This is a genomic window from Sphingobium sp. AS12, from assembly GCF_019097845.1.
Lineage (GTDB): Bacteria > Pseudomonadota > Alphaproteobacteria > Sphingomonadales > Sphingomonadaceae > Sphingobium.
In genome coordinates this window covers 1-25,332 of sequence record NZ_JAHRGM010000011.1, presented here as the reverse complement: position 1 = coordinate 25,332, position 25,332 = coordinate 1, and the positions used below count along the sequence as shown (strand labels likewise).

At 64.7% G+C, this 25,332-nt stretch carries 30 protein-coding genes; 20 read left to right on the top strand and 10 right to left on the bottom strand.

The window, feature by feature from the left end; genetic code table 11:
• Positions 1-46: 46 nt before the first annotated feature.
• The 7 genes from KRZ98_RS05190 to KRZ98_RS05160 all read left to right on the top strand — a co-directional run bounded on the left by KRZ98_RS05190 (position 47) and on the right by KRZ98_RS05160 (position 6,362).
• Complete coding sequence (locus KRZ98_RS05190; protein WP_217672606.1) at positions 47-937, top strand: peptidylprolyl isomerase; 891 nt, start codon at positions 47-49, stop codon at positions 935-937.
• Between the two features lie 58 nt (positions 938-995).
• Positions 996-2,111, top strand: coding sequence for an alanine dehydrogenase (gene ald / locus KRZ98_RS05185; RefSeq protein ID WP_217672605.1), 1,116 nt, complete (start codon positions 996-998; stop codon positions 2,109-2,111).
• Positions 2,112-2,341: 230 nt separating this feature from the next.
• The gene (locus KRZ98_RS05180; RefSeq protein WP_217672604.1) at positions 2,342-3,172 is read left to right on the top strand and encodes a sulfite exporter TauE/SafE family protein; all 831 of its coding nucleotides are present in this window, start codon (positions 2,342-2,344) and stop codon (positions 3,170-3,172) included.
• A gap of 71 nt (positions 3,173-3,243) precedes the next feature.
• Positions 3,244-3,969 carry a response regulator transcription factor gene (locus KRZ98_RS05175; RefSeq protein WP_217672704.1) on the top strand — a complete coding sequence of 242 codons (726 nt, stop codon included), beginning with the start codon at positions 3,244-3,246 and terminating at the stop codon, positions 3,967-3,969.
• Entirely contained in the window at positions 3,962-5,314 is a 1,353-nt protein-coding gene (locus tag KRZ98_RS05170) for a HAMP domain-containing sensor histidine kinase (protein WP_217672603.1), read from the top strand. Before KRZ98_RS05175 ends, KRZ98_RS05170 begins: the two co-directional genes overlap by 8 nt.
• Entirely contained in the window at positions 5,307-5,873 is a 567-nt protein-coding gene (locus KRZ98_RS05165; RefSeq protein WP_217672602.1) for a hypothetical protein, read from the top strand. Before KRZ98_RS05170 ends, KRZ98_RS05165 begins: the two co-directional genes overlap by 8 nt.
• Positions 5,874-5,993: 120 nt before the next feature.
• Positions 5,994-6,362, top strand: a complete 369-nt coding sequence (locus KRZ98_RS05160; RefSeq protein ID WP_217672601.1) for a hypothetical protein — start codon at positions 5,994-5,996, stop codon at positions 6,360-6,362.
• 32 nt (positions 6,363-6,394) lie between these two features.
• On the opposite strand, the gene KRZ98_RS05155 is transcribed toward KRZ98_RS05160, so the two are convergent.
• Positions 6,395-7,585 (bottom strand): phosphatidylserine/phosphatidylglycerophosphate/cardiolipin synthase family protein, encoded by a 1,191-nt coding sequence (locus KRZ98_RS05155; protein ID WP_217672600.1) that lies wholly within the window; start codon positions 7,583-7,585, stop codon positions 6,395-6,397.
• Between the two features lie 119 nt (positions 7,586-7,704).
• Here KRZ98_RS05155 and rpoZ point away from each other — a divergent pair, with 119 nt between their 5' ends.
• Positions 7,705-8,049 carry a DNA-directed RNA polymerase subunit omega gene (rpoZ, locus tag KRZ98_RS05150; protein ID WP_026002539.1) on the top strand — a complete coding sequence of 115 codons (345 nt, stop codon included), beginning with the start codon at positions 7,705-7,707 and terminating at the stop codon, positions 8,047-8,049.
• A 266-nt stretch (positions 8,050-8,315) separates the two neighbouring features.
• Here rpoZ and KRZ98_RS05145 read toward each other — a convergent pair whose 3' ends face one another.
• Together KRZ98_RS05145 and ung are read right to left on the bottom strand one after the other, a co-directional pair.
• The gene (locus KRZ98_RS05145; protein ID WP_217672599.1) at positions 8,316-8,495 is read right to left on the bottom strand and encodes a hypothetical protein; all 180 of its coding nucleotides are present in this window, start codon (positions 8,493-8,495) and stop codon (positions 8,316-8,318) included.
• Positions 8,496-8,502: 7 nt separating this feature from the next.
• On the bottom strand, positions 8,503-9,189 hold the full coding sequence (ung, locus tag KRZ98_RS05140) for a uracil-DNA glycosylase (protein WP_217672598.1): 687 nt from the start codon (positions 9,187-9,189) through the stop codon (positions 8,503-8,505).
• A gap of 96 nt (positions 9,190-9,285) precedes the next feature.
• Between ung and KRZ98_RS05135 the strand changes: the two genes are divergently transcribed.
• From KRZ98_RS05135 to KRZ98_RS05125, 3 genes are read left to right on the top strand one after another with little or no spacing between them, the layout of a single operon-like run.
• A complete protein-coding gene (locus tag KRZ98_RS05135) occupies positions 9,286-10,287 on the top strand; it encodes a serine hydrolase (RefSeq protein WP_217672597.1) in 1,002 nt (333 codons plus the stop codon).
• A 58-nt stretch (positions 10,288-10,345) separates the two neighbouring features.
• Positions 10,346-10,711: a DUF962 domain-containing protein gene (locus tag KRZ98_RS05130; protein WP_217672703.1), complete on the top strand. Its 366-nt coding sequence runs from the start codon at positions 10,346-10,348 to the stop codon at positions 10,709-10,711.
• A gap of 45 nt (positions 10,712-10,756) precedes the next feature.
• Complete coding sequence (locus KRZ98_RS05125) at positions 10,757-11,827, top strand: GNAT family N-acetyltransferase (RefSeq protein ID WP_217672596.1); 1,071 nt, start codon at positions 10,757-10,759, stop codon at positions 11,825-11,827.
• Here the strand turns inward: KRZ98_RS05125 and KRZ98_RS05120 are convergent.
• Together KRZ98_RS05120 and KRZ98_RS05115 are read right to left on the bottom strand one after the other, a co-directional pair.
• Entirely contained in the window at positions 11,805-12,674 is an 870-nt protein-coding gene (locus KRZ98_RS05120; RefSeq protein ID WP_217672595.1) for a cupin-like domain-containing protein, read from the bottom strand. The two genes, KRZ98_RS05125 and KRZ98_RS05120, sit on opposite strands and share 23 nt — an antisense overlap.
• On the bottom strand, positions 12,671-13,813 hold the full coding sequence (locus KRZ98_RS05115; RefSeq protein ID WP_217672594.1) for a GNAT family N-acetyltransferase: 1,143 nt from the start codon (positions 13,811-13,813) through the stop codon (positions 12,671-12,673). The genes KRZ98_RS05120 and KRZ98_RS05115 overlap by 4 nt, the downstream gene beginning before the upstream one ends.
• 182 nt (positions 13,814-13,995) lie before the next feature.
• Between KRZ98_RS05115 and KRZ98_RS05110 the strand changes: the two genes are divergently transcribed.
• From KRZ98_RS05110 to KRZ98_RS05095, 4 genes are all read left to right on the top strand, one after another.
• Positions 13,996-14,997, top strand: coding sequence for an NAD-dependent epimerase/dehydratase family protein (locus KRZ98_RS05110; RefSeq protein WP_217672593.1), 1,002 nt, complete (start codon positions 13,996-13,998; stop codon positions 14,995-14,997).
• A 299-nt stretch (positions 14,998-15,296) separates the two neighbouring features.
• Entirely contained in the window at positions 15,297-16,307 is a 1,011-nt protein-coding gene (locus KRZ98_RS05105) for an SIS domain-containing protein (protein WP_217672592.1), read from the top strand.
• Positions 16,304-17,110 (top strand): 3-deoxy-manno-octulosonate cytidylyltransferase, encoded by an 807-nt coding sequence (gene kdsB / locus KRZ98_RS05100; protein ID WP_217672702.1) that lies wholly within the window; start codon positions 16,304-16,306, stop codon positions 17,108-17,110. Before KRZ98_RS05105 ends, kdsB begins: the two co-directional genes overlap by 4 nt.
• A 4-nt stretch (positions 17,111-17,114) precedes the next feature.
• A complete protein-coding gene (locus KRZ98_RS05095; protein WP_217672591.1) occupies positions 17,115-17,705 on the top strand; it encodes a histidine phosphatase family protein in 591 nt (196 codons plus the stop codon).
• 35 nt (positions 17,706-17,740) lie between these two features.
• On the opposite strand, the gene KRZ98_RS05090 is transcribed toward KRZ98_RS05095, so the two are convergent.
• The 4 genes from KRZ98_RS05090 to KRZ98_RS05075 all read right to left on the bottom strand — a co-directional run bounded on the left by KRZ98_RS05090 (position 17,741) and on the right by KRZ98_RS05075 (position 19,871).
• The gene (locus tag KRZ98_RS05090; RefSeq protein ID WP_217672590.1) at positions 17,741-17,911 is read right to left on the bottom strand and encodes a hypothetical protein; all 171 of its coding nucleotides are present in this window, start codon (positions 17,909-17,911) and stop codon (positions 17,741-17,743) included.
• 122 nt (positions 17,912-18,033) lie between these two features.
• Positions 18,034-18,585 carry an LptA/OstA family protein gene (locus KRZ98_RS05085; RefSeq protein WP_217672589.1) on the bottom strand — a complete coding sequence of 184 codons (552 nt, stop codon included), beginning with the start codon at positions 18,583-18,585 and terminating at the stop codon, positions 18,034-18,036.
• Positions 18,585-19,232 carry an LPS export ABC transporter periplasmic protein LptC gene (locus KRZ98_RS05080; protein ID WP_119746149.1) on the bottom strand — a complete coding sequence of 216 codons (648 nt, stop codon included), beginning with the start codon at positions 19,230-19,232 and terminating at the stop codon, positions 18,585-18,587. The genes KRZ98_RS05085 and KRZ98_RS05080 overlap by 1 nt, the downstream gene beginning before the upstream one ends.
• A 21-nt stretch (positions 19,233-19,253) precedes the next feature.
• Positions 19,254-19,871, bottom strand: coding sequence for a ribonuclease D (locus tag KRZ98_RS05075; RefSeq protein WP_217672588.1), 618 nt, complete (start codon positions 19,869-19,871; stop codon positions 19,254-19,256).
• A 252-nt stretch (positions 19,872-20,123) separates the two neighbouring features.
• On the opposite strand from KRZ98_RS05075, the gene KRZ98_RS24360 reads away from it, so the two are divergent.
• A complete protein-coding gene (locus tag KRZ98_RS24360; protein WP_217672587.1) occupies positions 20,124-20,966 on the top strand; it encodes a cold-shock protein in 843 nt (280 codons plus the stop codon).
• A gap of 273 nt (positions 20,967-21,239) precedes the next feature.
• On the opposite strand, the gene KRZ98_RS05065 is transcribed toward KRZ98_RS24360, so the two are convergent.
• Complete coding sequence (locus KRZ98_RS05065; protein WP_217672586.1) at positions 21,240-22,055, bottom strand: hypothetical protein; 816 nt, start codon at positions 22,053-22,055, stop codon at positions 21,240-21,242.
• A gap of 176 nt (positions 22,056-22,231) precedes the next feature.
• Here KRZ98_RS05065 and KRZ98_RS05060 point away from each other — a divergent pair, with 176 nt between their 5' ends.
• The 4 genes from KRZ98_RS05060 to KRZ98_RS05045 form a co-directional block, all read left to right on the top strand.
• Positions 22,232-23,440, top strand: coding sequence for a glycosyltransferase (locus tag KRZ98_RS05060; protein WP_368389784.1), 1,209 nt, complete (start codon positions 22,232-22,234; stop codon positions 23,438-23,440).
• Positions 23,437-24,375 carry a hypothetical protein gene (locus tag KRZ98_RS05055; protein ID WP_217672584.1) on the top strand — a complete coding sequence of 313 codons (939 nt, stop codon included), beginning with the start codon at positions 23,437-23,439 and terminating at the stop codon, positions 24,373-24,375. The genes KRZ98_RS05060 and KRZ98_RS05055 overlap by 4 nt, the downstream gene beginning before the upstream one ends.
• Positions 24,372-24,917: a DUF2141 domain-containing protein gene (locus tag KRZ98_RS05050; RefSeq protein WP_217672583.1), complete on the top strand. Its 546-nt coding sequence runs from the start codon at positions 24,372-24,374 to the stop codon at positions 24,915-24,917. The genes KRZ98_RS05055 and KRZ98_RS05050 overlap by 4 nt, the downstream gene beginning before the upstream one ends.
• Before the next feature lie 3 nt (positions 24,918-24,920).
• A partial coding sequence (locus KRZ98_RS05045; protein WP_217672582.1) for a glycosyltransferase occupies positions 24,921-25,332 on the top strand: 412 nt, incomplete at its 3' end.

The window sequence follows — 25,332 nt, the reverse complement described above, 5'->3', positions numbered from 1 at the left end:
CAAGGGGATGCTTTACTTTCCTGTGCGGTGGCGCTCTGATCGGCGCATGATCCGTTTTTTCGCGCCCGCGCTGCTCGCTTTTGCCCCCGCTTCTGCCGCCATCGCCGCTGATCCGCCGGCAACGCCCGCTGCCGTCGTGGCCGCAGCCCCGGCCAGCGCCTGGCGCGCGATCGCGGCGGAGGATCTGCTGGTGATGACGATCGAGGGAGGCAAGCGGGTGGTGATCCAGGTCGCCCCCGGCTTTGCGCCGCGCCATGTCGCCAATATCCGCGCGCTGGCCAGGGCGCATTGGTGGGACGGGACCAGCATCAACCGGGTGCAGGATAATTATGTCGTGCAATGGGGCGATGTGACCGAGAAAAAGCCGCTGCCGCCCGGCCTGTCGCCGACCAGTTCCGCGGATTATGTCCGATCGATCGCCAATGTGCGGCTGGCAATCACGCCCTCGCCCTCGGCGGACGCCTATGCGCCCAAGACCGGCTATGTCGATGGCTGGCCGATGGCGATGGACGGCGACGGGGCGTGGCTGCCGCATTGCTACGGCTTTGTAGGCGTAGGGCGCAATGTCTCGCCCGACGCGGGGACGGGGGCGGAACTATATGCGGTGAACGGACAGGCACCGCGCCAGCTGGACCGCAATATCGCGGTGGTCGGCCGGGTGGTCGAGGGGATGGCGCATCTGTCCAGCCTGCCGCGCGGGTCGGGCGAGCTGGGTTTCTACACGGCGGACGAGAAGAAAGTGCCGATCCTGTCGGTGCGGCTGGCAAGCGACTTGCCCGACGCCGAACGGCCGCATTTTCAGGCGATGGATGTCGCATCGCCCAGCTTTGCCACCTATCTGCACCTGCGCGCCAACCGGAAGGATGATTTTTACGACCGGCCCGCTGGCGGGGTCGATCTGTGCAATGCGCCGGTGCCCGTCAGGGCGGCGCCATAACGGAACATTCGTCTGTCGATCCGCGCTATAGCCGCAACAGGATAGCGGGAGAGAGCGGATGATCGTCGGCACCGTCAAGGAAATCAAGAATCACGAATATCGCGTCGGCCTGACCCCCGAAAGCGTCCATGAACTGACCGCGCATGGCCATGATGTGCTGGTGGAGACGGGCGCGGGCGAGGGGATTGGGGCGCATGACGCGCTGTACGAGAAAGCGGGCGCGCGGATCGTCGCGACTGCGGCGGCGGTGTTCGGCAGCGCCGAGATGATCGTCAAGGTCAAGGAACCACAGGCCGATGAGCGGGCCATGCTGCGGGCCGGACAGATCCTCTATACCTATCTGCATCTGGCCCCCGATCCCGACCAGACCCGCGACCTGATCGCCAGCCGGGCCATCTGCATCGCCTATGAAACGGTGACGGACGATCATGGCGGCCTGCCCTTGCTCAAGCCCATGAGCCAGGTCGCGGGCCGCATGGCGATACAGGCCGGGGCGACCGCGCTGGAAAAGGCGCATGGCGGGCGCGGCGTGCTGTTGGGCGGCGTGCCAGGCGTGTTGCCCGCCAAGGTCGCGGTGATCGGGGGCGGGGTGGTCGGCTTCAACGCGGCGCAGATGGCGGCGGGGCTGGGCGCGGACGTCACCATCCTCGATCGCAGCCCGGAAGTGCTGGAACGGCTGGGCATGTATTTCGAGGCACGGGCCAAGACGCGCTTTTCCAACCGCGCGAACCTCGCCGAATGTGTCGCGGACGCCGATCTGGTGATCGGCGCGGTGCTGATCCCCGGCGCGGCCGCGCCCAAGCTGGTCAGTGCAGCCATGCTGGGGACGATGAAGAAAGGCGCGGTGCTGGTCGATGTCGCGATCGACCAGGGCGGCTGTTTCGAGACCAGCCATGCCACCACCCATGCCGACCCGACCTATATCGTCGATGGCATCGTTCATTATTGCGTCGCCAATATGCCGGGCGCGGTGGCGCGCACCAGCACCTACGCGCTCAACAATGTCACGCTGCCCCATGCGCTGCGGATCGCCGATCTGGGCTGGAAGGAGGCGTTGCGGACCGACCCGCATTTGCTGGCGGGGCTGAATGTGTGGGACGGCAAAGTGACCTATCGCGCGGTCGCAGAGGCACTGGGACTGGACTATGTGGAGGCGGCGGGGGCAGTGGCTTGATCATGGATGCAATGCGCTTCTGTCAACTTTTGTCCATGGCTGTTGCGGGTTAGCCGCGCCTGTTCGTCTAGCCAGACAAGGGACAGCCTATCCGTGTTCCTTGTCCGGTTTCGCCGAAGAGAGGCATGGTTTCCCGTGATGATCGATTCCCCGTCATTCGCCCCCTTGACCTGCAAGGGCGTTCGCAACAGCTTGGCCATGGGTCAGGCATGGGAACAGGGAGCGCGGTGATGCACGGCGAAGTCATGACCTGGCTGGTGCCGCTGGTTTCGATGTTGGCGGCAGGGCTGTTCGCGGGCTTCGCAGCCGGCATCTTTGGCATTGGCGGCGGCTTTGTCGTCGTGCCAGCCCTGTTCGTCGTGCTGCCGTTGCTGGGCGGCACGCATGATGCCATCGCCCATGTCGCGATCGGCACGTCGGCGGCGACGATCATTGTCACCTCGATCCGTTCGCTGCTGGCCCATGCCAAGCGCGGCGCGGTGGAGTTTGAGATACTCAAGACCTGGGCGCCGTGGATCATCCTGGGCGATGGGATCGGCGTGTTGCTGGCGGGCCATGTCGACGGGCGCATCCTGACCATGATCTTTGCCGGTGGCGTGTTTCTGATGTCGCTCAATTTCCTGCTGCCCAAGGTCGGCGACAAGGTGATCAGCCAGGACATGCCGTCGGGGATCGCGCGGGTCGGGATTGCCGGGGGGCTGGGGACATTCTCCGCATTGCTGGGGATTGGCGGCGGGACGATTGCGATCATGGTGATGACGTTGTGCGGTCGTTCGATTCACCGCGCCATCGCCACCGCGTCCGGGGTCGGCACGCTGATCGCCATTCCCAGCGCGATCGGCTTTGCGCTCATCGGCCTGAAGGAGAGCGGTCTGCCCTGGGGGTCGCTCGGCTATGTCAACGTGCCGGCGACGCTGGCGATCGCATCCATGTCGGTGCTGACCGCGCCGTTGGGCGTCGCTGTCGCCCACGCATTGCCCGCCAAGCCGCTCAAGAAAATCTTTGGCGTCTATCTGGTCGTCATCGCTTTCGTCATGTTCCGCAACGCCCTGAAAATCTGAACGGCGGAGCGCGCCCCTAACAGATATTGTCACTGGCGGCCTTTCCCTCCATTCGTGTAGCGGGGGGCATGATGGGGCAGACTGACCAGATTTCCGTGCTGCTGGTGGAGGATGACGCCGCCGCGCGCGCCAATATCGCCGCGATCCTGACCGGTGCGGGCATGACCGTGGAGCAGGCCGAGGATGGCGCGTCCGGGCTGACGCGCGCGGGCAGCGGCGGGCATGACGTGCTGATCCTGGACCGGATGCTGCCGCATTATTCGGGCATCGACATCGTAACCCGGTTGCGCGGCGCGGGCGTGGGCGCGCCGGTGCTGATGCTGTCGGCGCTGGGGCGTAGCGAACATCGGGTCGAGGGGCTGGAAAGCGGGGTCGACGATTATCTGGCCAAGCCGTTCGACCCGGACGAACTGGTCGCCCGCGTCCGCGCGCTGTGGCGACGCGCCAGCCGCCGCAATCATGATCCAGTGCTGCTGTTTGGCGATCTGGAATGTCATGCCAAGGCGCGCACCGCCTATCGCCAGGGGCGGCATCTGGCACTGTCGCCCAAGGAATTTGAGCTGTTCCGCTATCTGATGGACCATGCGGGCGAGGTGGTGACGCGCGAAATGCTGCTGCGCCATGTGTGGAAGCTGAATTTCGATCCGCAGACCAATGTCGTCGACGTCAATGTCGGCCGCTTGCGTCGCAAGCTGGAGGAAGGGTTTGACGGCCCGGTGCTGGAAACCGTGTGGGGCACCGGATACCGGCTGATCGCGGCGGGGGCAGGACCGGCCAGCGGATCGGCCGTTGGATAGGATCAACCTGTTCCATTCGGTATTCGGCCGGGTGACTTTATCGGCGCTGCTGGTCAGCTTGTTGTCCACGCTGGCGCTGTTCCTGGTCGTCGAAAAGATCGTCGCCGATGATGGCCGGGCGATGCTGGCGCGGGAGGTCGATACCGATCTGGCTGGCCTTGCGGATATTTATGTGAGCGGCGGCGACGCGGAGTTGCGGGCGCGCATCGCAGACCGACTGGCGGTCGAGCGGGAGGATGGCGAGCAGGGCTGGTATCTGCTGGCCGACGCGCAGGGCCGCCGCATCGCAGGCAATCTGGAGCGCTGGCCAAAATTATCCTCGCGCGTGTCCGAAGCGCGCTTCGTCACGCTGCCCGACGGGCAACGCATGTTCGCGCGCGCGACCCGGCTTGGCCCGGCGGCACAATTGCTCGTCGGGCGCAGCAATGTGCGCGGGGAGGCACTGCTGGCGCGGTTGGCGGTCGCCTTTGCCGTGGCGGGGGCGCTGATCGCGCTGCTCAGCCTGACGGCGGGCCATTTTGCGGCCCGTCGCCTGCGCGCGCGGGTGGAGGCGGTCAATGCGACCTTCGCCGCCGTCCGCGCCGGGCGGATCGCGGCGCGCGCGCCGGGGGCGGGGACCAGCGACGAACTGGCCGAACTGGCGGGCAACACCAATGCGATGCTGGACCAGGTCGAACGGCTGATCGAGGCGCAGCGCGCCGTGTCGGACCAGACCGCGCATGAAATCCGCACCCCGCTGATGCATCTCGACACCCGCATATTGAAAGCGATGGAAGGGACGCAGGATGCCGCGCTGCTGCGCACGCTGGACCAGTCGCGCGGCGAGATTCGCGGGGTCGTGCGGCTGCTCGATTCGCTGCTCGACATAGCGGGCACACAGGCGCTGCGCGGTGACCTGCGCGGACTGGCGGAGGTCGATCTGAGCGACATCGCCGAGACACTGGCCGACCTCTATGGCGCAAGCGCGGAGGAACTGGGCATCGGCTTTCATGCCCGGATCGCGCCGGGGGTGATGCTGCGCGCGGACCCGATGCAGATGATGCGGCTGATGTCCAACCTGCTCGACAATGCGTTCAAATATGTGCCGAGCGGCGGATCGGTGGCGCTGGAGCTGTCGTCCGGCCCGCGCATCGTGGTGCAGGACGACGGCCCCGGCATCCCGGCTGCCGACCGCGCGCGCATTTTCGAACGCTATGTCCGGCTCGATGTCGGGTCCGGTGGCGGGCATGGGCTGGGACTGGCGCTTGCCAGAGCGATTGCGCAGCGGCATGAACTGTCGCTGCATGTGGAGGATGCAGCGCCCGGTGCGCGCTTCGTCGTCCAGCTGGAGGATCAGGATGTTTAGGCTGTTGCTGCCCGCATTGCTGCTTGCCACGACGCCCGCCGCGCCAGCAGCCGACATGCTGCCCGCCGATCCGGTGCTGCGCACGCTGATGGAGGGGGATGCAGCGCTGGCCGGGGGCAATGCCGCGCAGCTGATGGACACAGCGCAGGTGTTGAAGGCGCTGGGCGCGACCCCGGCAGAGGGGCAGGATGATCTCGCCGCACTCTGGACGCAGGAGGCGCAGACGCGCGGCGTGACCCGGTCGACGCTTGCCTTCCGCGGACGGGCGCTGGGTCCGGCCTACAGGCGGGGTTCGCTGGTGGCGGGCGGCAGCTTCACCATGCGGCAATTATTCCTGGCCGGGCAGCGGGCGCAGATTTCCATCGCACCGGCGGGCGGGGCCGGTGGCGCTGGCCTGTCGATCCGCGTGCAGGGGGCCGACGGCGCGACCCTGTGCGCGAAGGCTGTGGGCGGGCCGCAGGCGGACTGCGCATGGCTGCCGGTCTTTACCGAACGCTATGATATCGTGATCGAAAATGGCGGTTCATCGCCTGCGGGATTCTATCTGATCATGCGTTGAGCGGCTCCATTCGTCGTTGCACTGGCGCATTTCATCCATTCTGTCAGTTCATTCAGGCGAAAAAGGACGGGGTCGGAGCGTTGTCTCCTTCGTGTTTCACGAGGAATGAGGAGAAACCCCATGACGCGTTCGTCCTTTCTGGCCGCTGCCGCCCTGTTCACCCTGACGTCCACCGCCGCGCTCGCCCAGGGCGAAGGGCCGGTCAGCTATGAGGAGCAACTGGCGCAGGTTGAAAACCAGCTGACCTATCAGGCGCCGATTGCCGGGATCGAGAATGATTATTGGTTCAACTATCAGACCGATCTTGCCGAAGCGCGCAAGGAACTGACCAAGGATCTGCGCGGCGCGTCCGATGCGGAGGATAATCGCGACGCATGGGAAGAATATCGCGCAGAACTCGCCGACGCGCGGGGTGATTATGCCAAGGAAATGGCCGAGAAGGGCTATCCGGTCGGGCAGGTCCGCGTGCTGAGCGATACCGGCCGTTGATGATGCGGGGGAGGGGCTGACCCTCCCCCCTTTTAATCAGCGTCGGGATCGCGGAAATTGAGCCGCCGCGTTACGGTATAGTCCAGCACACCGACCAGCATATAGCTGATCCACTGCTTGGCCAGCGTCAATATGGTGCGGGTGGCGCGGTGGCTTTCCAGCGTCACGACGCGGCTCTCCGCCGCCATCCGGTCGATCATGCCGCGCACGGACGTGGCAAACCCGGCATCGTCCACCCGCAGCATGATCTCTAAATTGACGAACAGGCTGCGCATGTCGAAATTGGCTGATCCGATGAACACCGCATCGTCGATGACGATCAGCTTCATGTGCAACTTGCAGGGCTGATATTCGGCAATCTCCACCCCCCGCTTGAGCAGCGGCCCGTAGAGCAGCCGCGCTGCCGCGATTGTCGCGCCATTGTCCGACTTGGCGGGTAATATGATCCGCGCGCCCTTGCGTCTTGTCGCGCGGGCTATCCGCTTGAGCATTCCGCGTCCGGGCGAGAAATAGGCCGCGACCATATCGACCCGCTGCGCCTGTTCCAGATCATGTTTCACCACTTGCGCCCAGGGGCTTAGTCGCCGGGTCGGTCCGCCGATGAGCCAGCGGAACGGATCGGCGGGATCATGGTGGAGCGAGGGGTGGCAGTGGCGCACCATGTAGCGCAGCGTGCGGAAACGCTGCTTGCGCGTCGCGACCCAGCGCCAGAGCTGGCCATACCAGCGGCTCATCGCCTCGACCTGCGGTCCTTCCATCCACAGGCCAAGGTCGGCCCAACTGTCCTGCGGCGGGATGCCGAAATAGCCATCCTCGATATTGAAGCCGCCGATCAGCATCCGCGCGTCATCGGCGATCGCCATCTTCTGGTGGTTGCGGATCAGGTAGCGGGTCGACCGGCGCGTGCCGAACCGGCCGAAATGCCCGCCCGCTTCCACCAATGGCGCAAAGAAGGCTTCCGGGGTGCGGGACGATCCGAAGCCGTCGACCATCAGCGTGACGGCCACGTTGCGCGCCCGCGCCGCGACCAGCGCGTCGCGAATCTTCGTGCCGCTGCCATCATCGGTAAAGATATAATAATAGAGTTTGAGCGAGGTGCGCGCGCCGGTGATCAGCGCCACCAGCGCGTCGAACAGGGTCGCGCCATCATCGATCAGGCGCAGATGATTGCCGTTCAGCGTGACGGCGATGTCGGGCGCTTGGACTTTCACGGGGGTCGCCATCGCGCCCTCATGCCGCCTTTTGGCCGGGTGCGCCACGGCTTTATGGCCTTTTCATTGACTTGGGACAGGGGCGCTGCTAACCGGCCCACTAATCATTCCATTTGTTGCAGGAGGCCCGTTTGGCCCGCGTTACCGTCGAAGATTGCGTCGACAAGGTTACCAACCGTTTTGACCTCGTCCTGCTCGCCGCCCAGCGCGCGCGGGAGATTTCGGGCGGCGCAGAGCTGACCGTGGACCGCGACCGGGACAAGAACCCTGTCGTCGCCCTGCGCGAAATCGCCGAGGAAACGGTGCTGCCCGCCGAACTGCATGATTCGGTCGTCGCCTCGCTCCAGAAGGTGCAGATTGACGATGACGATACGCCGGACGAAATCGGATCGATCGCGCAGTCGGCTGAAGCCCTGCGCCTGACTGCCGCGGCCCCGCCGCGCAACCAGAATATCGGCGGCGATTACGACGGCTGATCCACAGGATTTGGTTTGGAGAGGGAAGAGGCCCGGCCTGCGCAAGCAGGACCGGGCCTCACTTTTTGGTGGGGTTATCCCTCTCCCAGCGGGGAGAGGGCTGCGCAGACTTGGCAGCTTGCTGCCTAGTCGGAGCTGGGTGAGGGGTGCTGCCCTCGCGAAGATATGCCACTCCAGCTTCGATCCCCCTCATCCAACTGCGCCTAACCTCACTGCGTTCGGCAAGGCTGCGTATCCTTCTCCCCCATGGGGAGAAGGGGGCGACTTCATCCCGCAGGCCGCGCGATGCGTTTGCCCTTGGTTCGGCTTGTGAGGTGGAATTGTCCGCAGCGGTCGCAGCGATAGGGTCGCAATATGATCGTCGCCTGCTCCACCGCTGCCTGCGCGTCCGCTTCCGATCCATAGCGCCGCTTGGCGGTGCAGATGCGCAGGCGGGTGCGCTTCACGATTCGGTCACAGCGGCGGCAAGGCCCAATCGATCGCCCCGCGCCCGTGCGCCTCCAGAAAGGCGTTGGCCTGCGAAAAGGGCCGCGATCCGTGGAAGCCATTATGTGCCGACAGGGGCGAAGGGTGGGCGGATTTCAGCACCAGATGGCGGCTCTGATCGACAAACGCCGCCTTGCGCTGGGCATAGGCACCCCAGAGCAGGAATACGGTGGGTTTTTCCTGCTGCGCCACCAGCCGCACGACGGCATCGGTAAACAACTCCCAGCCCTTGCCCTGATGGGAGGCTGCGCGGGCCATTTCGACCGTCAGCACGCTGTTGAGCAACAGCACGCCCTGTCTGGCCCAATGTTCCAGAAAGCCGTGGGACGCGCGCGGGATGCCCAGATCCGCCTCCATCTCCTTGTAGATATTGACCAGGGATGGCGGGGTGCGCACGCCGGGCTGGACCGAAAAGCACAGGCCATGCGCCTGCCCCTCGCCATGATAGGGGTCCTGACCCAAAATCACGACCTTGACCTGATTTAGCGGGGTCAGGTCGAGTGCGCGGAAATAGTCGCGGCCCTTGGGGAAGATGCGTTTGCCTGCCGCCTTTTCCGCCGCCAGAAAGGCTTTGAGCCCCTGCATATGCGGAGTGGCGAACTGGTCGGCCAGCGGGGTCAGCCAGCTTTCGTGCAACTTGATGGCGCTAGTCATGGTGCGGGTGATGGCCCGCACGGCAAAGCCCTGTCAACGCGCGAATCGCGGTAAACTCTCTTGCGCTTGCCCTGCGCATTGGCGACATGGGGGCATATGGTTTCGCTCCGTCCCATCGCCCTGCTCGCCGCGCTTGGCCTGTTCCTGGCGCCCCTGCCCAATGCCGACGCCTTCGGCCCGGCCAAGACGGCGGTGCAGCAGACCGCCGAGACGCGACTGATCGCCCAGTTCCAGCGCTTCGCCAGCCTGACCGACGGCACGGTCGGCATCGTCGTGCGTGACCTTGGCACCGGCGAAACGCTCTCGCTCAATGGCGATACGCTCTTCCCGATGGCTAGCGCCTACAAGGTTGCGGTTGCGGGGCGTATCTTTGCGATGGTCGACGCTGGCGCGCTGACGCTGGAGGACCGGCTGGCCAGTCCGGCGGGGCCGGTGTCGGTCGCGACTTTGCTCGACCTGATGCTGACCCGTAGCGACAATGATGCGACCGACCTGCTGGTCGCGCGCGCAGGCGGCCCGGCGGCGGTGCATCACTGGGTCGCGGGGTTGGGGATCAGGGGCTTGCGGGTGGACAGCAACACCGCCGACCTTCTGTATCGCGCCATGGGGCTGGCCCCCCGACCGGGCAATTTCAACCGCAATGTCGCCGCTGCCATGGCCGCCGACCCGACGCTGCGCGAACGCGATGCGCGCGACATCCCCAATATCGCCTTTGCCCAAGACCCACGCGATACCGCCACGCCGACCGCGATGACCGATCTGGTTGCCGCAATCCGCACTGGCAAGGCTTTGTCAGGGCGCAGCACGGTGGCGTTGCTGTCGATCATGGAACGTTGCCGCACTGGCAAGGCGCGACTGCCGGGCATGTTGCCGCCCGGCACGCTGGTGGCGCACAAGACCGGGTCGCTCAACGGCACCGGCAATGATACCGGCGTCATCACCCTGCCCGACGGGCGGTTGTTCGCCATCACCGTATTCGTGATGCAAGATCATAAGGGGCAGGCGACGCGCGACCGGATCATGGCGGAAGCGGCGCGGGCGACCTATGACTATTTCCTGTTCGCGCCCGATAGAGACCCCAATCGCAGCACAGTCTGACGCATCGAGCTTAACATCGATCAGCCATATGAATAAGGTGGCGGCAGAGAGGATTGCCGTGCCCGCCATTACCCAATTTCGTGAATTCTGGCCCTATTATCTGCAGGAACATGCGCGTCCCGGTACGCGCGCGCTGCATTATGCGGGGACCAGCATGGTCGTGGCGCTGCTGGCGGCGGCACCGGTTGCCGGGCGCTGGTGGATGGCGCTGGCCCTGCCGATCGTGGGCTATGGCTTTGCCTGGATCGGCCATGGCCTGATCGAGCGAAACCGGCCCGCGACCTTCCGCTATCCGCTCTGGTCGCTGCGCGCCGATTTCGTGATGTGGCACCGCTATCTGACCGGGCATATCCGCCGTGACCTGGCCCGCGCCGGGGTGCGCGCCGATGGCACGGTCGATCCTGACCGGCGCGTATTCGCCTAGCAGAGCCGCTTGACCGCACCGGGCGCTCTGCCACAAGAGGGCGCCATGGCTCTTACCGCGCAATTCCTGCCCCTGCCCGACCGGGCGGCGCTTTCCGCTCGCTGGCAGGCGCTCGAAGCGCGGGCGGACGGTGCCTTTTTCCTCAGCTGGACCTGGGTGGGCGCATGGCTCGACAGCTATGATGTGCGGCCCGAATTGCTGGCGGTCACCGACGAGGCGGGCGGGGACGTCGCGCTGGCGCTGGTCGGTCATGCGATGATGCCGCGCCTGCTGGGGCAGGTCGCGACATTGAGCCTCAACCAGTCGGGCGACGCGCACGCCGACCGACCCTATGTCGAATATAATGGCCTGCTCGTCGCGCGCGGGCAGGAGGCGGAAGCAGCGACCGCCGCCATCGCTGCATTGGCCCGCCGCCGCGACTGGCGGGCGCTGCGGTTGAGCGGGATTGCGCCCGATTCGGCGCTGCTCAACCTGCCAGCCTCGACGAAACGCCGGGCCGATGCTTCGCCCGTCTATCAGGTCGATCTCGACGCCGTGCGCGGCGCAAGCGGCGATTATCTCTCGCTGCTCAGTGCCAATACGCGCAGCCAGATCCGCCGCGCGATCAAGGATCATGGCGGTGGCTTGCCCCATGTCGCACGGGCGGGCGCGAACGAGGTCGCGCCATGGCTGGCGGAGATGGCAGCGCTCAACAACGGGCGTCATGCCGACAATGCCTGGGACGATCCGGCCTTTCGCGACTTTGTCGCGACCATCGTGGAGCAGGGGCGGGCCAGCGGCGCGGTCGACCTGCTGCGCTTTACCGATGCGGGTGGGGTCGTGGGCCTGCTGGTCAATTTCGTGCATCGGGGTCAAGCGCTCAACTATCAGTCCGCCTTTGCCGAACCGCGCACGGGCAAGGACAAGCCGGGCCTGCTCTGCCATGCCGCCGCGGTCGATCATTATGCTGCGCGCGGCCTGTCGCTCTATTCGCTGCTGGCGGGTAAGGACCGCTACAAGCAGAGCCTGTCCACGCGCGAGGAAAGTCTGGAATGGTGGGTGATCGAGCGTTTTTCGCCGCGTCTGGCGGCCGAGGCGCTGCTGCGCCGCGTCTTTAAACGCCCAGCTTCCGCATGATACGATAGACCAGACGCCGCACGCCCTGCTTTTCGGGTTGCGCGCTGATTGTGCCGACTGGCAGGCTGCGCCGCCGCAGCAATGCGTTGAAACTGTGCAATTCGCCCTCTGCCACGCTGCGTTCGGACCGCCATGTCACTGACAGGCTGACCGAGACGGCGGGGCCATTCTCGACGAAATGGGGCGCCTTGACCGGCACATGCACCGCGTCGCCCGGCTGCATGGGGAAGGGGGTGCCAAGCGCCTTGAACCCGTCCTGCCAGACCAGATTGCGATGGCCGCCGCCGTGAAATTCCTCGCTCTTTTGCGCCGGAACCAGCGCTTCGTCGCGCGCCGGGAAGATGGTCATCACCTTCGATCCCATGATCTGGAGCAGGATATTATGCTCCGGGTCCATGTGGAACGGGGTGACGCTGCCCGGCGAGGTCAGGAAGATGAAGGCTTCGCGGTGGAGCATCGGCCCGGTCTTGTCCGCGACGATCGGCGCGAGTTCGGCCAATGCCGCGTCGAGCAGCGCGGCATAGGCCGGATCACGCTCGACATTTTTCAGCACCGCCCAGCTGCCATTGGTCTCGATCGTGCGGATGGTTTCGCCCAGCGTCAGCCCGTTGGACGGCGTATCTTCGGGCCGCACGCCCAGAGGCAGCTGGCCCAGATTATATTCGACGCTGGACGCAGGCATACGCTCCGCCAGCACGGCCAGTGCATCAAGGCTGAGCAATGTGTGGCCGACCAGAGTGTGGGTCAACGCGACCGGCTGGTCGGGATAGGCGGCGGCGAAGGTCACGCGCGCGCTATTGGGGAAGGTCGCGGCATCGGTTGCGGCGATCGGGCGATGGGCAGTCATCGCTGTCCTTTCAAAAGGCTGGCCAAAGATTCAAGGCCGTTGACAAGGGTGAAGGCGGCGGCGCGCTGAACCCGCGCCAGGCCTGTGCCGCGCAGGGCGATGCGATATTGCACGATCGTGCGCCGTTCCGCCCACAGGCTGTCGATCATGGGATGGTCGGGCGCGGCGCAGCTGTCCATCCAGCCGATGGCGGGATCATCCTGAACCGCGTGGAGATTGGCGATCTCGATCAGCACGCCGGGCGAAAAGCGACCCAGCGCCTCGTCAAAGGCGATCTTGAAGGAGAAGGCGCCCGCGCCGTGACGGAAATTGGCCAGCATCGCGATCGCCCGGCCATCGAGGTCGATGCGCAGCATATGCAGCCGCCCCGCGTCGAAGGCGGCAGCGCAGGCCGCGCGGAAAAAGGCGGCGTCGGCGGGTTTGCAGGCCAAGGCCGTGCCTTCCTGACCCTTCCATCCCGACGCTTCGAGCATCAGAAAATCGGCGCACCATTGCGGCAGGTCGGCGCGCTCGGCCAGCAGCCTTGTCTCGACCGTGCCAAGTTCGGCCAGCCGCTTTTGCAGGCGGCGGATTTCCTTGCGCTTCTTGGAGCGGACATTGGCGTCCCAATAGGCGTCAGCGGTCAGGTCCGACCGCAGCATTGCCCGGTCATAGCGGTGAATCTCGCGCCGTCCGCGCCTTTGTTCGACGCAGAGCGCCTCCAGCGCGGCGGCATTGGCTCCGGCGGCGTCCAGCCCCTCCATATGCAGGAAGCCACGCGCCCAGGGAGCATCGTCCAGTTGGTGAAGGAAACTGCGCCATGCCGCAACTTCCTGTCCCGCGCTGATCATCGGTGCGCCAAAGAAGCAATGATCGTGCATCCAGTTGGTCACGCAGCCGACCGGCAGGCGGCCATGGCGCGGCTGCACCACCACCGGCAACAGGCCGATCAGATGGTCGCCCGCCCGCGCCTCGATCAGCCGAACCTGGCCGTCGGTAGCGAGATGGTCGATCGCCGCACCCAGCATGTCTGGCGCATAAAAGGCATTGGCTTCCGCCGCCTCCTTCGCTAGCGCCGCCCAGCGCGCACGCGGCTTCGTTCCCGGTGACAGGCCCGGCGGCAGGGGAACGGGGGGCGCTGGATGCGATGCCATGTCCATGGCTTTCCGCCTTAAATGGCAAAGATTAGGGAAAGCCTAAACTTTGCCGTCTAAGCGGAGAGTGATCGGATGGGACATCGGGCGCAATTGGGGCGAAAAAGCCTTTACATCGCCCGCCACTTTGGTGTGACTGACAGGGTGCGCCGCCCGCTGGCGCGACTTCGCGTGGGAGAATGAATAGCATGACGATATTGGTCACCGGCGTAGCCGGCTTTATCGGCATGACGGTCGCCGATCGGCTCATGGCGCAGGGCCATGCCGTGGTCGGCATCGACAACATGAACGATTATTATCCCGTCTCGCTCAAGCGGGACCGGATCGCCGCGCTGGAAACAGCGCATGGCAAGCTGTTCACCTTTCACGAGCTGGATTTCGCCGACAATGATGCGCTGCACGCGGCGCTCGCGGATCAGGTGATCGAATCGATCGTCCATCTGGGCGCGCAGGCCGGTGTGCGCTATTCGCTGATCAACCCGCACGCCTATGTCCGATCCAACCTGGCGGGCCATGTCAACATGCTGGAGCTGGCGCGCGAACGACGGGTACGGCATCTTGTCTATGCCTCCTCCTCGTCCGTCTATGGCGGCAATGACAGCCTGCCTTTCCGGGTCGAGGACCGGGCGGACCACCCCGTTTCCCTCTATGCCGCGACCAAGCGCGCTGACGAACTGATGAGCGAGACCTACGCCCATCTGTTCCGTATCCCGATGACCGGGCTGCGTTTCTTCACCGTCTATGGACCATGGGGGCGGCCCGACATGGCGATGTGGATCTTCACCAAGAAGATTCTCGCCGGGGAGCCGATACCGGTGTTCAACCATGGCCGGATGCAGCGCGATTTCACCTATATCGACGATATCGTCAGTGGCGTGATCGGCTGCCTCGACCATCCGCCTGCCGACGACGGCGCACCCAAGCCGGGTGGCAGTCGCGCCCCGCACCGCCTCTATAATATCGGCAATAACAAGCCTGAGGAACTGATGCACCTGATTGCGGTGCTGGAGGACGCGCTGGGTCAAAAGGCGCAGATCGATTTCCAGCCGATGCAGCCGGGCGATGTTCACGCCACCTTTGCCGACATCAGCGCCATCGCCCATGACATCGGCTTTGCCCCCACGACGCAAATCGAATCGGGCGTGCCGCAATTTGTGGCCTGGTATCGCGATTATCATCAGGCGCGTTGATGCCGCGTTGCGATGCACACATAGCCCTGCCAAAAGTTCCACGGCCCGTCGCTGGCTTCAGTCGCCCCGTCTCGTAAGATGACGATAGTGTGAAGGAAAACTGCGTTGAAATTCTTTTCGCAGTTGCAAAATGGTTTGCCATAAGTGCCTGAAACAGCGTAAACAGTTGCCCTGTACCGGTGGTCAAGCCGGTTAGGGGTCGCGGAACAAGGGAAAGACGACGCATCGAATACGATGGATCGTCGCCGCATGTGCCAGCCGGATATATGGCGGCAATACGCGGGAAAAAGGGCAAACGCGTGTCGACACTTGCTTCGAAAATCGTTCCGTTCGGGTCGGGCGGACGGATTGTTAAAGCGGCTTGCCACAGCCTGTCTGTCGCAGCACTGGGCCTCAACGCGCTGGAAGCGCAATTTGCTGAACGCGACTTTGCCGCTACCTTTGTGCGGCTGATCGGCGTTATCATGAATGTCCGAGGTCGCGTGATCGTGACCGGCATTGGCAAGAGCGGCATCGTCGCGCGCAAGATGACGGCGACGCTGACGTCGACCGGCACGCCAGCCATTTTCCTGCATCCTGCCGACGCCGGCCATGGCGATCTGGGCATGGTGACGCCGGACGATGTCGTGCTGATGCTGTCCCATTCGGGCGAATCGACCGAACTTGGTCCTATCATCCAATATTGCAAGCGCTTCGCGATTCCACTGCTGGGCATGACGGCGCAGGCGCACAGCACGGTGGCCACTGCCGCCGACATTTGCATGTTGATGCCCGACGTGCCCGAAGCCTGCCCCAATTCGCTCGCGCCGACCACATCGACCACGGTGCAGATGGCCTTTGGCGACGCAATGGCGATTGCGCTGATGGAAATGCGCGGATTTTCCGCTGACGACTTCCACAAATTCCATCCCAATGGCCGCCTTGGCGCGCAGCTGATCAAGGTGCGCGAACTGATGGCCAAGGGGGGGGACATCCCTTCGGTGCAGGAGGATGCATCGCTCCTGGACGCGACCATCGAAATGACCCGCGCCCGTCTGGGCGGCACGGCGGTCGTCGATCGTGACGGGCGGCTGATCGGTGCCTTCACCGATGGCGACCTGCGCCGCACGGTGACCGGCAAGCAGAATCTGACCGAGGCGGTCGGCCGGTTCATGACGCATACGCCGCTGGCGGTGGGACCGGACGAACTGGCGCAGGAAGCGCTGCACCTGATGCACGAACGCAACGTCATGCTGCTGTTCGTGTGCGACAAGGGCAAGTTGATCGGTGCGGTCCATATGCACGACCTGTTGAACGCGGGCGTCGCCTGAACCAGCTTGTCGTCATTCCCGCGCGGGCGGGGTCGTCCCGCCTGCCGCGCAAGCCGCTGCGCCTGATCGCCGGGCGCACCCTGCTCCATCGCACCATCGCCATGGCCCGCGCCGCTATCGGCACGCGGGACGGGGTGACGCTGATCGTGGCCACTGATGACGACGCCATCGCCGATCATGCCCGCGCCATCGGCTGTGACGCCGTGATGACCGACAGCGCCATTGCTACCGGATCGGGCCGGGCGCTGGCCGCTGCGCTGGCGCAGGCCACCCCGCCGCGCTTCGTCGTCAACCTCCAGGGCGATTCCCCCTTCCAGCCGCAGGGCGCGCTCGGCGCGGTTCTCGCCGCGCTGGATGCGGGCGCTCAGGTCGCCACCCCGGTGATCGCGCTCGATTGGGCCGCGCTCGATGCCCTGCGCGATCACAAGACCCGCTCCCCCTTCAGCGGCACCTGCTGCGCCCGCGCGCCCGATGGCCGGGCCTTGTGGTTCTCCAAAAATATCATCCCTGCCATCAGAGGGGAGGACGCCCTGCGCGTCAGCCAGCCCGTATCGCCGGTGTGGCGGCATGTCGGCCTTTATGGCTATGCGCTGGACGCTCTGCGCGCGTTCGAGGCTTGCCCGCCCACGGCGCTCGAAAATCTGGAAGGGCTGGAACAGCTCCGCCTGCTGGAATTGGGCATCCCGGTCACGACCGTGGCGGTCGATCCGCCGCTGTTCGACAGCAGCGGGATCGATACCGAAGCGGACATCAGCCGTGTCGAGGCGCTGATCGCCCGGCATGGCGACCCGACGCCCCCTTAACGCCATGCGCCGCCTGTTCATCATCCGCCACGGCAACACCTTTGCCAGTAGCGCGCAGGCCTGCCGCATTGGATCGCGCACCGACCTGCCGCTGGTCGAGAGCGGCCATGCGCAGGCGCAGCGGCTGGGCGCATGGTTTGCCGCACAGGACTTTGCCATCACCCGGCTGCTCACCAGCCCGCTGCTGCGTGCCCGGCAAACCGCGCAGGCGATCGCCGACGCCACCGGCCATGCGCCCGACGGCACGCGCGACTGGCTGGGCGAGATCGACCATGGTCCCGACGAAGGCCACCCGGAGGCACAGGTGCTGGCCCGCATCGGGGCGCAGGCGATCGCCGACTGGGACGAACGCGCCATCGCCCCTGTCGACTGGATCGTGGACGCCGACGCGCGTATCGCGGCCTGGCGCGCTTATTTCGCTGAAGGTGGGGAGGGGATCGACCTGCTCGTTACCAGCAATGGCGCCGCGCGCTTCGCGCTGCTGGCTGCGGGTTTGCCGCTAGGCTCGCTCAAACTGCGGACGGGGGCGTTCGGAGAGTTGGCGCTCGATGCGGACGGCGGCGTGACGCTGGTCCAATGGGATGCCCGGCCTTGAAGCGATAGGCACAAGTCCCGCCTCTTCGCGCCCGCCTAGCCTTTGGAAAACCAGATCACGATGCCGATCGAGGCTACGGCCCAGCTGGCCAGGCCGACCGCCAGGCCACTGATGACGCCGATGGTCATGTTCCAGCGGCGCGCGCTCAGAATGGCGCTACAGAGCGCAATGGCGAATATCACTAGAACGATTGCCGCCAATGTCATGGAGCAGCTTATCGCAGCGCAATTAAAAATGTGCAATCCCTGATTGTTACAGGGTCTCCACTCTGGATCAACCCCGCCGACAAACGGTTCGTCGCGTCACAGAAACCGCGCAACGCCTGTGCTTAATTCTGCCGCTGCGGCACCGAGAATGTCCCCGTCACCCGGCCACCGGCGCTGCCCGTAACGCCGGCACCGCCGCCCGACGCGCGGCCGTCGACCGTCGAACGCCCGGTGTTGAGGTCCATCACCAGTCGTCCGCCGGTCAGCCGGTTGGACCCTTGGGTCAGCGCGACATTGCCCAGCATGGTGATCAGCTTGCTGTTGAGGTCGTAAATGGCGACATTGCCGCGTGCGGTCTGGTCAGCCTTGGTCACCACGACATTGCCCGATGCGTCGATCCGGTCGATCTCCACCCCGCCCGTGCCACCGCCCGGCTGGTTGCGATAGGCTACCGTCATGCGCGCGGCGTTGAGCGTCATGCCCGCCTGCGTCACCTCGACATTGCCGGACACGACGACACGGTCGGCGCGGTCCTGCACCTCGATCCGGTCGGCGGTGAAATTGACCGGCGCGTTGCTGTTATGATTGCCAATCACCTGAGCGCCCGCACCCGCGAACATCAGCCCAGCGACGCTCACGCAGCCGATCGACAGCAGAAGATAGGAGGTTTTCATCAGTTCCGCCCTTTGAGGCCATTTTGTTCGATGCGCAAGCTGGCCCGGCCATTCAATGTTACCGTCCGTGCGCCCATGTCCGCTTCCAGATGGTCGGCGCTGAACGTGCCGATCGGGATGCGCCCGTCGACCCGGCCCGCGCTGCGCATCCGCCGGGTTTTGAGGTCAATGCCGACGTCGCGGGTAGTCAGGCGGTATCCGCCCGCCGCCTCGAATTGTACCGGCCCTTCGATCCCGACCCGCTCCGTCTCCATGTCATAGCGGCCCTTTTGCGCGCTCAGCACGGCGGGGCCGTCCGACAGCAATATGCGCGCGGACATGCTGTTCAGATCGACGATCGGCTCGCGCGAGCTTTTCTGCACCGCGGACCCCGCACGCAGGGAAAAGGGCTGCCCCTTGCTGTCCTGCCCGCGATAGAGCGCCTCGGTCACGCGCATCCGTTCCTTGGCGACTTCGACCTTATTCTTGTCCAGAACGAAGCTGACCTTGTCGCCGCCGGTAAAGGGCGCGGTCGCCAGCAGCGCGCTCAGCACGCCGACCGCGACCGGCAGCCAGTTTTTGAGCGTGCCGACCAGCCGGTCATGGCTCCCCCCCGGCCGCGCCCAGTGGCGGCGCACATCGCGTTGCTGATCGGCCTGGACGGACATGATGACGACTACCCGATTCGCTTACATATGGGAGAAGATGTCGATCTCCGGCCATCCTGCCAGGTCGAGTTCGGCACGATGCGGCAGGAAATCGAAACAGGCCTGCGCCAGTTCCATCCGCCCTTCGCGCTCCAGCCTTTTGTTCAACTCGGTGCGTAGCGCATGGAGGAAGCGTACGTCCGACGCTGCATAATCCTTCTGCGCGTCCGTCAGGGTCGGGTTGCCCCAGTCGCTCGACTGCTGCTGCTTGCTGATGTCCTGCCCCAGCAATTCGCGCACCAGTTCTTTCAGGCCATGGCGGTCTGTATAGGTGCGGATCAGGCGAGACGCGATCTTGGTGCAATAGACAGGCGCTGCCACCACGCCCAGATAATATTTGATCGCGGCGATGTCGAAACGCCCGAAATGATAGAGTTTCAGCCGTTCCGGGTCGGCCAGCACGGCGCGCAGATTGGGCGCGGCATAGTCCGATCCGGCGGCAAAACGCACCAGATGTTCATCGCCCTTGCCATCGCTGATCTGCACTACGCACAGGCGATCGCGGGGGGTGATCAGCCCCATGGTTTCGGAGTCGACGGCGATCGGACCGGGGGCAAGCACGCCAGCGGGCAGATCTTCTTCATGGAAATGGACGGTCATGGCTTCCCCTCTATGGGCAAAGCGGGGATATCGCAATCAAAGGCTTTGCCGATGGTGCGACAGGATAGTTCGACAGGGGCGTGCGGTCAGCCGAAGTCGCACCGGAAAGCGAGCCTGTAAAAACATTCGCGCTCCCCCGAAAAGTTGATATAGTGATTCCCAAACCGCGCCTTTGCGGTGGATTGTGCATGTCATTCGCCCGACATGTTTGTCCGATTGGTCTTGGGGCGAAGCGAAAGTGACTAACAGGGCATGAGTTTTGACAGAGGTCGCCGCGGCGGGCGCGGCAAGGACAAGCGCGACGGTTTCGGCGACGACAATTTCTACGATCAGGGCGCTGGCGGCGGCGGTGGTCGCGGTGGTTTTGGTGGCGGCTTCGGTGGCGGTGACCGCTTCGGCGGCGGCGGTGGCTTCGGCGGGGATCGCGGCGGCTTCGGCGGTGGCGATCGTCCTGCTGGCGGCGGCTTTGCCGGTGGTGGCAATCGCGGCGGCTTCGGCGGCGGTGGCGGTTTTGGCGGCGGCGGCGGCGGTGGTCGCGGTATGCCCGCGCAGGTCGTTGGCGAAGGCACGGGCGTCGTCAAATTCTTCAACGGTCAAAAGGGCTTCGGCTTCGTCGTCCGTGATGACGGTGGTGAGGACGTGTTCGTTCACATCAGCGCTGTCGAGCAGGCTGGCCTGACCGGTCTGGCCGAAGGGCAGCAGCTGGGCTTCACCCTGGTCGATCGTGGCGGCAAGGTGTCGGCGACCGATCTCAAGATCGAAGGCGAACCGCTCCCCGTCACCGATCGCGGCCCGCCGCGCGAACCGCGCGAACCCCGCGCCGGTGGTTTCGGTGCGCCCGGTGGCGATCGTGGTGGCCCGCAGCGTCAGCTGACCGGCGAACGCGCCAGCGGCACGGTCAAATTCTTCAACGCGATGAAGGGCTTTGGCTTCATTCAGCGCGATGACGGCCAGCCCGACGCCTTCGTCCACATCAGCGCCGTCGAACGCGCCGGCATGGCCGCCCTCAATGAAGGCGACCGTCTGGACTTTGAACTGGAAGTCGACCGTCGCGGCAAATATGCCGCCGTCAACCTCCAGCCCAAGGCCGACTGAACGGCCACACTTCCGCTTTCGCGGGAGAGGATAAAGAAGGGGTCGCCTGCCCGGCGGCCCCTTTTTTGTTTGGGGGCGGGGCGGCTGTGCGCCACTTCTCGCCGCTCGGCGCAGAATTTCCCTTTCCCCGAAGATGCCATTCGTTCAGATTTCTATCATGTAGCGGGTGACGGAAGAGAAGCCCGTCGACCATGTTCAGCCGCTCAGTGCCCAGTTTTGCCTTCCCAAGTCCGGGAATGCGGCTTTTTTCATCACGATGCTACCCGTTCGCACTTATTTGTGCATGCTTTCATCCCAGCGAATTTCGCTCGCCGCGATGATCGATTGGCCGCGTATGATCGACCAGAGGCGATGGGGCGTCTTGGGGTCCCAGTCGATCGCCTGGCCCTCTGTCGCGATAGGGATGGTGGCCAGCAGTTCCAGCGTCGATCCGGCGCTTGGCAGGCGTATGACATATAGCTCCGGCCTGTCGTGGCCAGTGACATAAAGTTGACCGTCCGCGCCCCAACTCATGCCCGAACAGCTGAAAGGGGCAAAGCGCGCCAGCACCTCGGCGGGAAACAGCCAGCCACGCAGTTGCCGGAAATCATCGTCAAGCTGTACCAGCGTTGTGTAGCGATGGTCGCGGTCGGCCTCTTTGCCCTTCCCGTCATAATTGGCGAACATCGCCCACCATGTCCCGTCATGCCGATCTAGCGCGGTCAGCGATCCCGGCCCCATGCCCAGGCTGATGCTGCGGACATGGCGCAGGCTTTTGGTGTCGAAGATTTCGATGGCGCTGGTCTGCGGCACGGCGGGATAGTTGGACGCCGCGCATATCAGTTCGCGGCCTACCACCGTGCAGCTGTTCATATGCGGAAAAAGTCTCCGGTCGCCTTTCCACTGCGCGATACGCACGCCGTCGCTGATCCGATATTTGCCGATCCGGTCATTGTCGATGGCATAGATATGGACGCCATCGGACGCGACGCCCTGCCGCGCTTCCTCGGCGGCTATGCGCAAGGTGACCGGCGCGCTGGTCGCAGGCGGCGGCGGCGCTGCAATGCCCTGAACGGCAAGCAGTACTGGCAGGATCAGGGGCGCAAACATGACCGACCTATATCCCGACATTTGTGACGGGTTCATGATGGGTGCAATCATGACATGCCATTCGTCCAGACTTCATCGTTCCGTCACGAATAGTGCATCAGCTTGTTATGAATGTCCGACATTGGCGGGTCATGCAGTGCTTCAGTCAGCCGCTATCGCAGACCGATAAAGCTATCGTGGATAGCGATTGTGAAGCCGTTTCGCCGCCGCATGTCCTGGTCGTTCTTCATGCCCCCGGACCGGGCGGAGTCGAACGCATTGCGCTGCGGCTGATCACGGGCTGGCGGCGGGCCGGGATGGACGTGCGCCTGATGCTCGGCAATCCGGCAGGCCCGATGCAGCATGACCTGCCGCCTGGCAGCGCCACCCAACATCTGCCATCGTGGCCGTTGATCGGTCGCCATCTGGCGAGCCTCCGCCTCCTGCTCGCCACCTTGCGCGCCATTGATGCGCACCGGCCCGACATTCTGTTTTGCGCAGGCAATGCCTATGCGATCGTCGCCGTGCTGCTGAAATTGCGGCTTGGGCGGCGCTGTCCGCTCATCCTGGCCAAGATCAGCAACGACCTGATGCGATCCGATATGCCGGCGATCATGCGGCCCTTCTATCGCCTTTGGCTGCGCATACAGGGCAGGGCGATCGACCATTTCGCTGCCCTGTCCGATCCCATGGCGCGGGAAGTGACGGCGCGGATGCGCGTCGATCGCGCCCGCGTCCGTGTCGTTCCCAATCCGGTGCTGGCGCTGGCCGATCTGGATGCCGTTGCAGCACCGCCTTCAACATTGCCGCGACAAGGCAGGCATTTCGTGGCCGTCGGTCGGCTGGAGCGGCAGAAAGATTATCCTTTGATGCTTCGCGCCTTCGCAGCGGGCAGCGGGCCGGACGACAGGCTGACCATCTTCGGGGAAGGCCGTGCGCGCTTCCGGCTGGAACGCCTTGCCGAACGGCTCGGCATCGCGGCGAAGGTGCGTTTCGCCGGGTTCAGCGCAGATATCCGTCACCAATTGCCTCACCATGACGTGCTGCTGCTCTCGTCCCGCTATGAAGGGCAGCCGGGCGTCGTGGTCGAAGCGCTGGCGTGCGGCCTTCCGATCATCGCCACCCGCTGCTGCGCGAGCATGTCGCCGCTTTTGGATGACGGCGCGCTCGGCACGCTGGTCGATGGCGGCGATGAAGCCGCGTTCGCCGATGCCATCCGCACCGCGCACCGGGATAGGCAGGACCGCCCGCGCGCCCGCGAAAAGGCAGCGGCGTTCACCATCGAACGCGCCGTCCCTGCCTATCGCGCGCTGTTCCATCACATGCTGGCAATGCCCCCGCACCGACGGCGCGCCACCTTTGCCAAGCCCTGTTCGCAATCCCCTCTGGAGGCGCAGCTGTCATGAGCCATGCCGATACCCTTTCCCCGCTGATCCAAGCGCCGGGCACAGGCGCGATGCTGGACCCGACCCCGCTCGTGCGGTCCGGCCGCAACTGGACGGCATGGTTCGGCCCGCTCATCTCCTTTGCGATACTGGCGGTCGTATTCGTTCAGATCGGCTCGTTCGATTTTCACGAGCTCATCGCCATGCTGCCGCGCACCCCGCTTTTCTGGCTGGTGTTCGCCGTGACATACAGCCTGACGCCGCTGTGCGATTGGGTCATCTTCAATCGGCTATGGTCGATCCCCGCCGGTGGCCTGTCGGCCCTGTTCCGCAAGCGGATCAGTAACGAACTGCTGCTTGGATATGTCGGCGACGTCTATTTCTACGCCTGGGCGCGACGGCATGTGACGATGGCCGGATCGCCCTTTGGCGCGGTCAAGGATTCAGCGATATTGTCCGGCGTGATGGGCAATATCGTCACGCTCGCGATGCTGCTTTTCACGCTGCCCCTCCTGTCATCGCTGCGGCTGGCGATGGACGGGCGGGCGCTGGGGATATCGCTCACCATCCTTGTGGTGACCTCTTTTGGTCCCATCCTGTTCAGTCGCAAGGTGTTTAGCCTGCCGTGGCCGGAACGGCGGATGGTGGCGGGGGTGCATCTGGCGCGGATCATCGCCAATGTGCTGCTCTATGCGACATTATGGCACCTGCTGCTGCCCGATGTCGCGTTGAGCTGGTGGTTCATGCTGTCGACGTTGCGGCTGGTCCTGTCCCGCCTGCCGATGGTGCCGAACAAGGATGTGCTGTTCGCGGGCGTGGCCGTATTCTTGGTCGGGCGTGAGCTGGAAATTGCTGAGGTGCTGGCGGTGATCGCCAGCCTGCTGCTTGCCGCGCATCTGCTGATCGGGCTGATCCTGGGCCTGAACGGCCTTGTCAAACAGCGGAGGCAGGCATGACAAACCTGACCCTGTGGGCGATCAGCATCATCGCCGCCGCAGCGATGCCGAGCATCCCCTCGACCCCCGATCTGGGTAAGGCGGAGGCACGCTGTCGTCCCGGCGAAAACGGCCCGTCCTTGCTCCTCGACATCGTCGGCCTCAAGGATCGCGAAGGTCGCCTGAAGGCGGAAGTCTATCCCGCCAATGATCAGGACTTTCTTCAGGACGACAATATCCTGATTTCTCAGGGCAAGATTTTCCGCCGGGTCGAGGTGCCCGTCGGGCAAGGCTCCACGCAGAACGGCTATACCGCGCAAATCTGCGTCCGTGTGCCGGGTCCGGGCCGTTATGCGGTCAGCGTGCTGCATGATCGCGACGGCAACCGGAAATTCGGGCTTTCGGTCGATGGCGTCGGTTTTGGCGGCAACCCGAAACTGGGCATGGGCAAGCCCAAGGCCGCGTCGGCCACGCTGGTCGTCGGCACCGGCCCTACGCGCGGGCGGATCATCATGAATTATCGTCGGGGACTATTGTCCTTCGGCCCGGTCAAGGCGCTTTAGGTTATGCGGATCGTCGATATATGCGCTTTTTACGCGCCCCAGGGCGGGGGCGTCAAAACCTATGTCCGGCACAAGATGCTGGCCGGTCCTGCGCGCGGCCATGAAGTCATCATCCTTGCCCCCGCCGCGCAGGCGCATGTGGAATATTTCGGCGATCATGGCCGCATCGAATATGTGCCGGGTCGCCGCTTCCCGCTCGACGGGCGCTATCATTATTTCCATGACGAAGCGGCGTTGCACGCCCGGCTGGACGCCCTGCGTCCCGATCTGGTGGAGGCATCGACGCCCTGGGGCAGCGCATCGATGGTCGCCAACTGGCGCGGCGATGTGCCACGCAGCCTGATCATGCACGCCGATCCGCTGGGCAATTACGCCTATCGCTGGTTCCGCAGCCTTGCCAGTCGCGAGCAGATCG

Bases quoted from the DNA above. Each gene is read 5' to 3' on its own strand.
- KRZ98_RS05190 (WP_217672606.1), top strand. From the start codon at position 47: ATGATCCGTTTTTTCGCGCCCGCGCTGCTCGCTTTTGCCCCCGCTTCT.
- ald (WP_217672605.1), top strand. From the start codon at position 996: ATGATCGTCGGCACCGTCAAGGAAATCAAGAATCACGAATATCGCGTC.
- KRZ98_RS05180 (WP_217672604.1), top strand. From the start codon at position 2,342: ATGCACGGCGAAGTCATGACCTGGCTGGTGCCGCTGGTTTCGATGTTG.
- KRZ98_RS05175 (WP_217672704.1), top strand. From the start codon at position 3,244: ATGGGGCAGACTGACCAGATTTCCGTGCTGCTGGTGGAGGATGACGCC.
- KRZ98_RS05165 (WP_217672602.1), top strand. From the start codon at position 5,307: ATGTTTAGGCTGTTGCTGCCCGCATTGCTGCTTGCCACGACGCCCGCC.
- KRZ98_RS05160 (WP_217672601.1), top strand. From the start codon at position 5,994: ATGACGCGTTCGTCCTTTCTGGCCGCTGCCGCCCTGTTCACCCTGACG.
- KRZ98_RS05155 (WP_217672600.1), bottom strand. From the start codon at position 7,585: ATGGCGACCCCCGTGAAAGTCCAAGCGCCCGACATCGCCGTCACGCTG.
- ung (WP_217672598.1), bottom strand. From the start codon at position 9,189: ATGACTAGCGCCATCAAGTTGCACGAAAGCTGGCTGACCCCGCTGGCC.
- KRZ98_RS05135 (WP_217672597.1), top strand. From the start codon at position 9,286: ATGGTTTCGCTCCGTCCCATCGCCCTGCTCGCCGCGCTTGGCCTGTTC.
- KRZ98_RS05125 (WP_217672596.1), top strand. From the start codon at position 10,757: ATGGCTCTTACCGCGCAATTCCTGCCCCTGCCCGACCGGGCGGCGCTT.
- KRZ98_RS05120 (WP_217672595.1), bottom strand. From the start codon at position 12,674: ATGACTGCCCATCGCCCGATCGCCGCAACCGATGCCGCGACCTTCCCC.
- KRZ98_RS05115 (WP_217672594.1), bottom strand. From the start codon at position 13,813: ATGGACATGGCATCGCATCCAGCGCCCCCCGTTCCCCTGCCGCCGGGC.
- KRZ98_RS05110 (WP_217672593.1), top strand. From the start codon at position 13,996: ATGACGATATTGGTCACCGGCGTAGCCGGCTTTATCGGCATGACGGTC.
- KRZ98_RS05095 (WP_217672591.1), top strand. From the start codon at position 17,115: ATGCGCCGCCTGTTCATCATCCGCCACGGCAACACCTTTGCCAGTAGC.
- KRZ98_RS05090 (WP_217672590.1), bottom strand. From the start codon at position 17,911: ATGACATTGGCGGCAATCGTTCTAGTGATATTCGCCATTGCGCTCTGT.
- KRZ98_RS05085 (WP_217672589.1), bottom strand. From the start codon at position 18,585: ATGAAAACCTCCTATCTTCTGCTGTCGATCGGCTGCGTGAGCGTCGCT.
- KRZ98_RS05080 (WP_119746149.1), bottom strand. From the start codon at position 19,232: ATGTCCGTCCAGGCCGATCAGCAACGCGATGTGCGCCGCCACTGGGCG.
- KRZ98_RS05075 (WP_217672588.1), bottom strand. From the start codon at position 19,871: ATGACCGTCCATTTCCATGAAGAAGATCTGCCCGCTGGCGTGCTTGCC.
- KRZ98_RS24360 (WP_217672587.1), top strand. From the start codon at position 20,124: ATGAGTTTTGACAGAGGTCGCCGCGGCGGGCGCGGCAAGGACAAGCGC.
- KRZ98_RS05065 (WP_217672586.1), bottom strand. From the start codon at position 22,055: ATGTTTGCGCCCCTGATCCTGCCAGTACTGCTTGCCGTTCAGGGCATT.
- KRZ98_RS05055 (WP_217672584.1), top strand. From the start codon at position 23,437: ATGAGCCATGCCGATACCCTTTCCCCGCTGATCCAAGCGCCGGGCACA.
- KRZ98_RS05050 (WP_217672583.1), top strand. From the start codon at position 24,372: ATGACAAACCTGACCCTGTGGGCGATCAGCATCATCGCCGCCGCAGCG.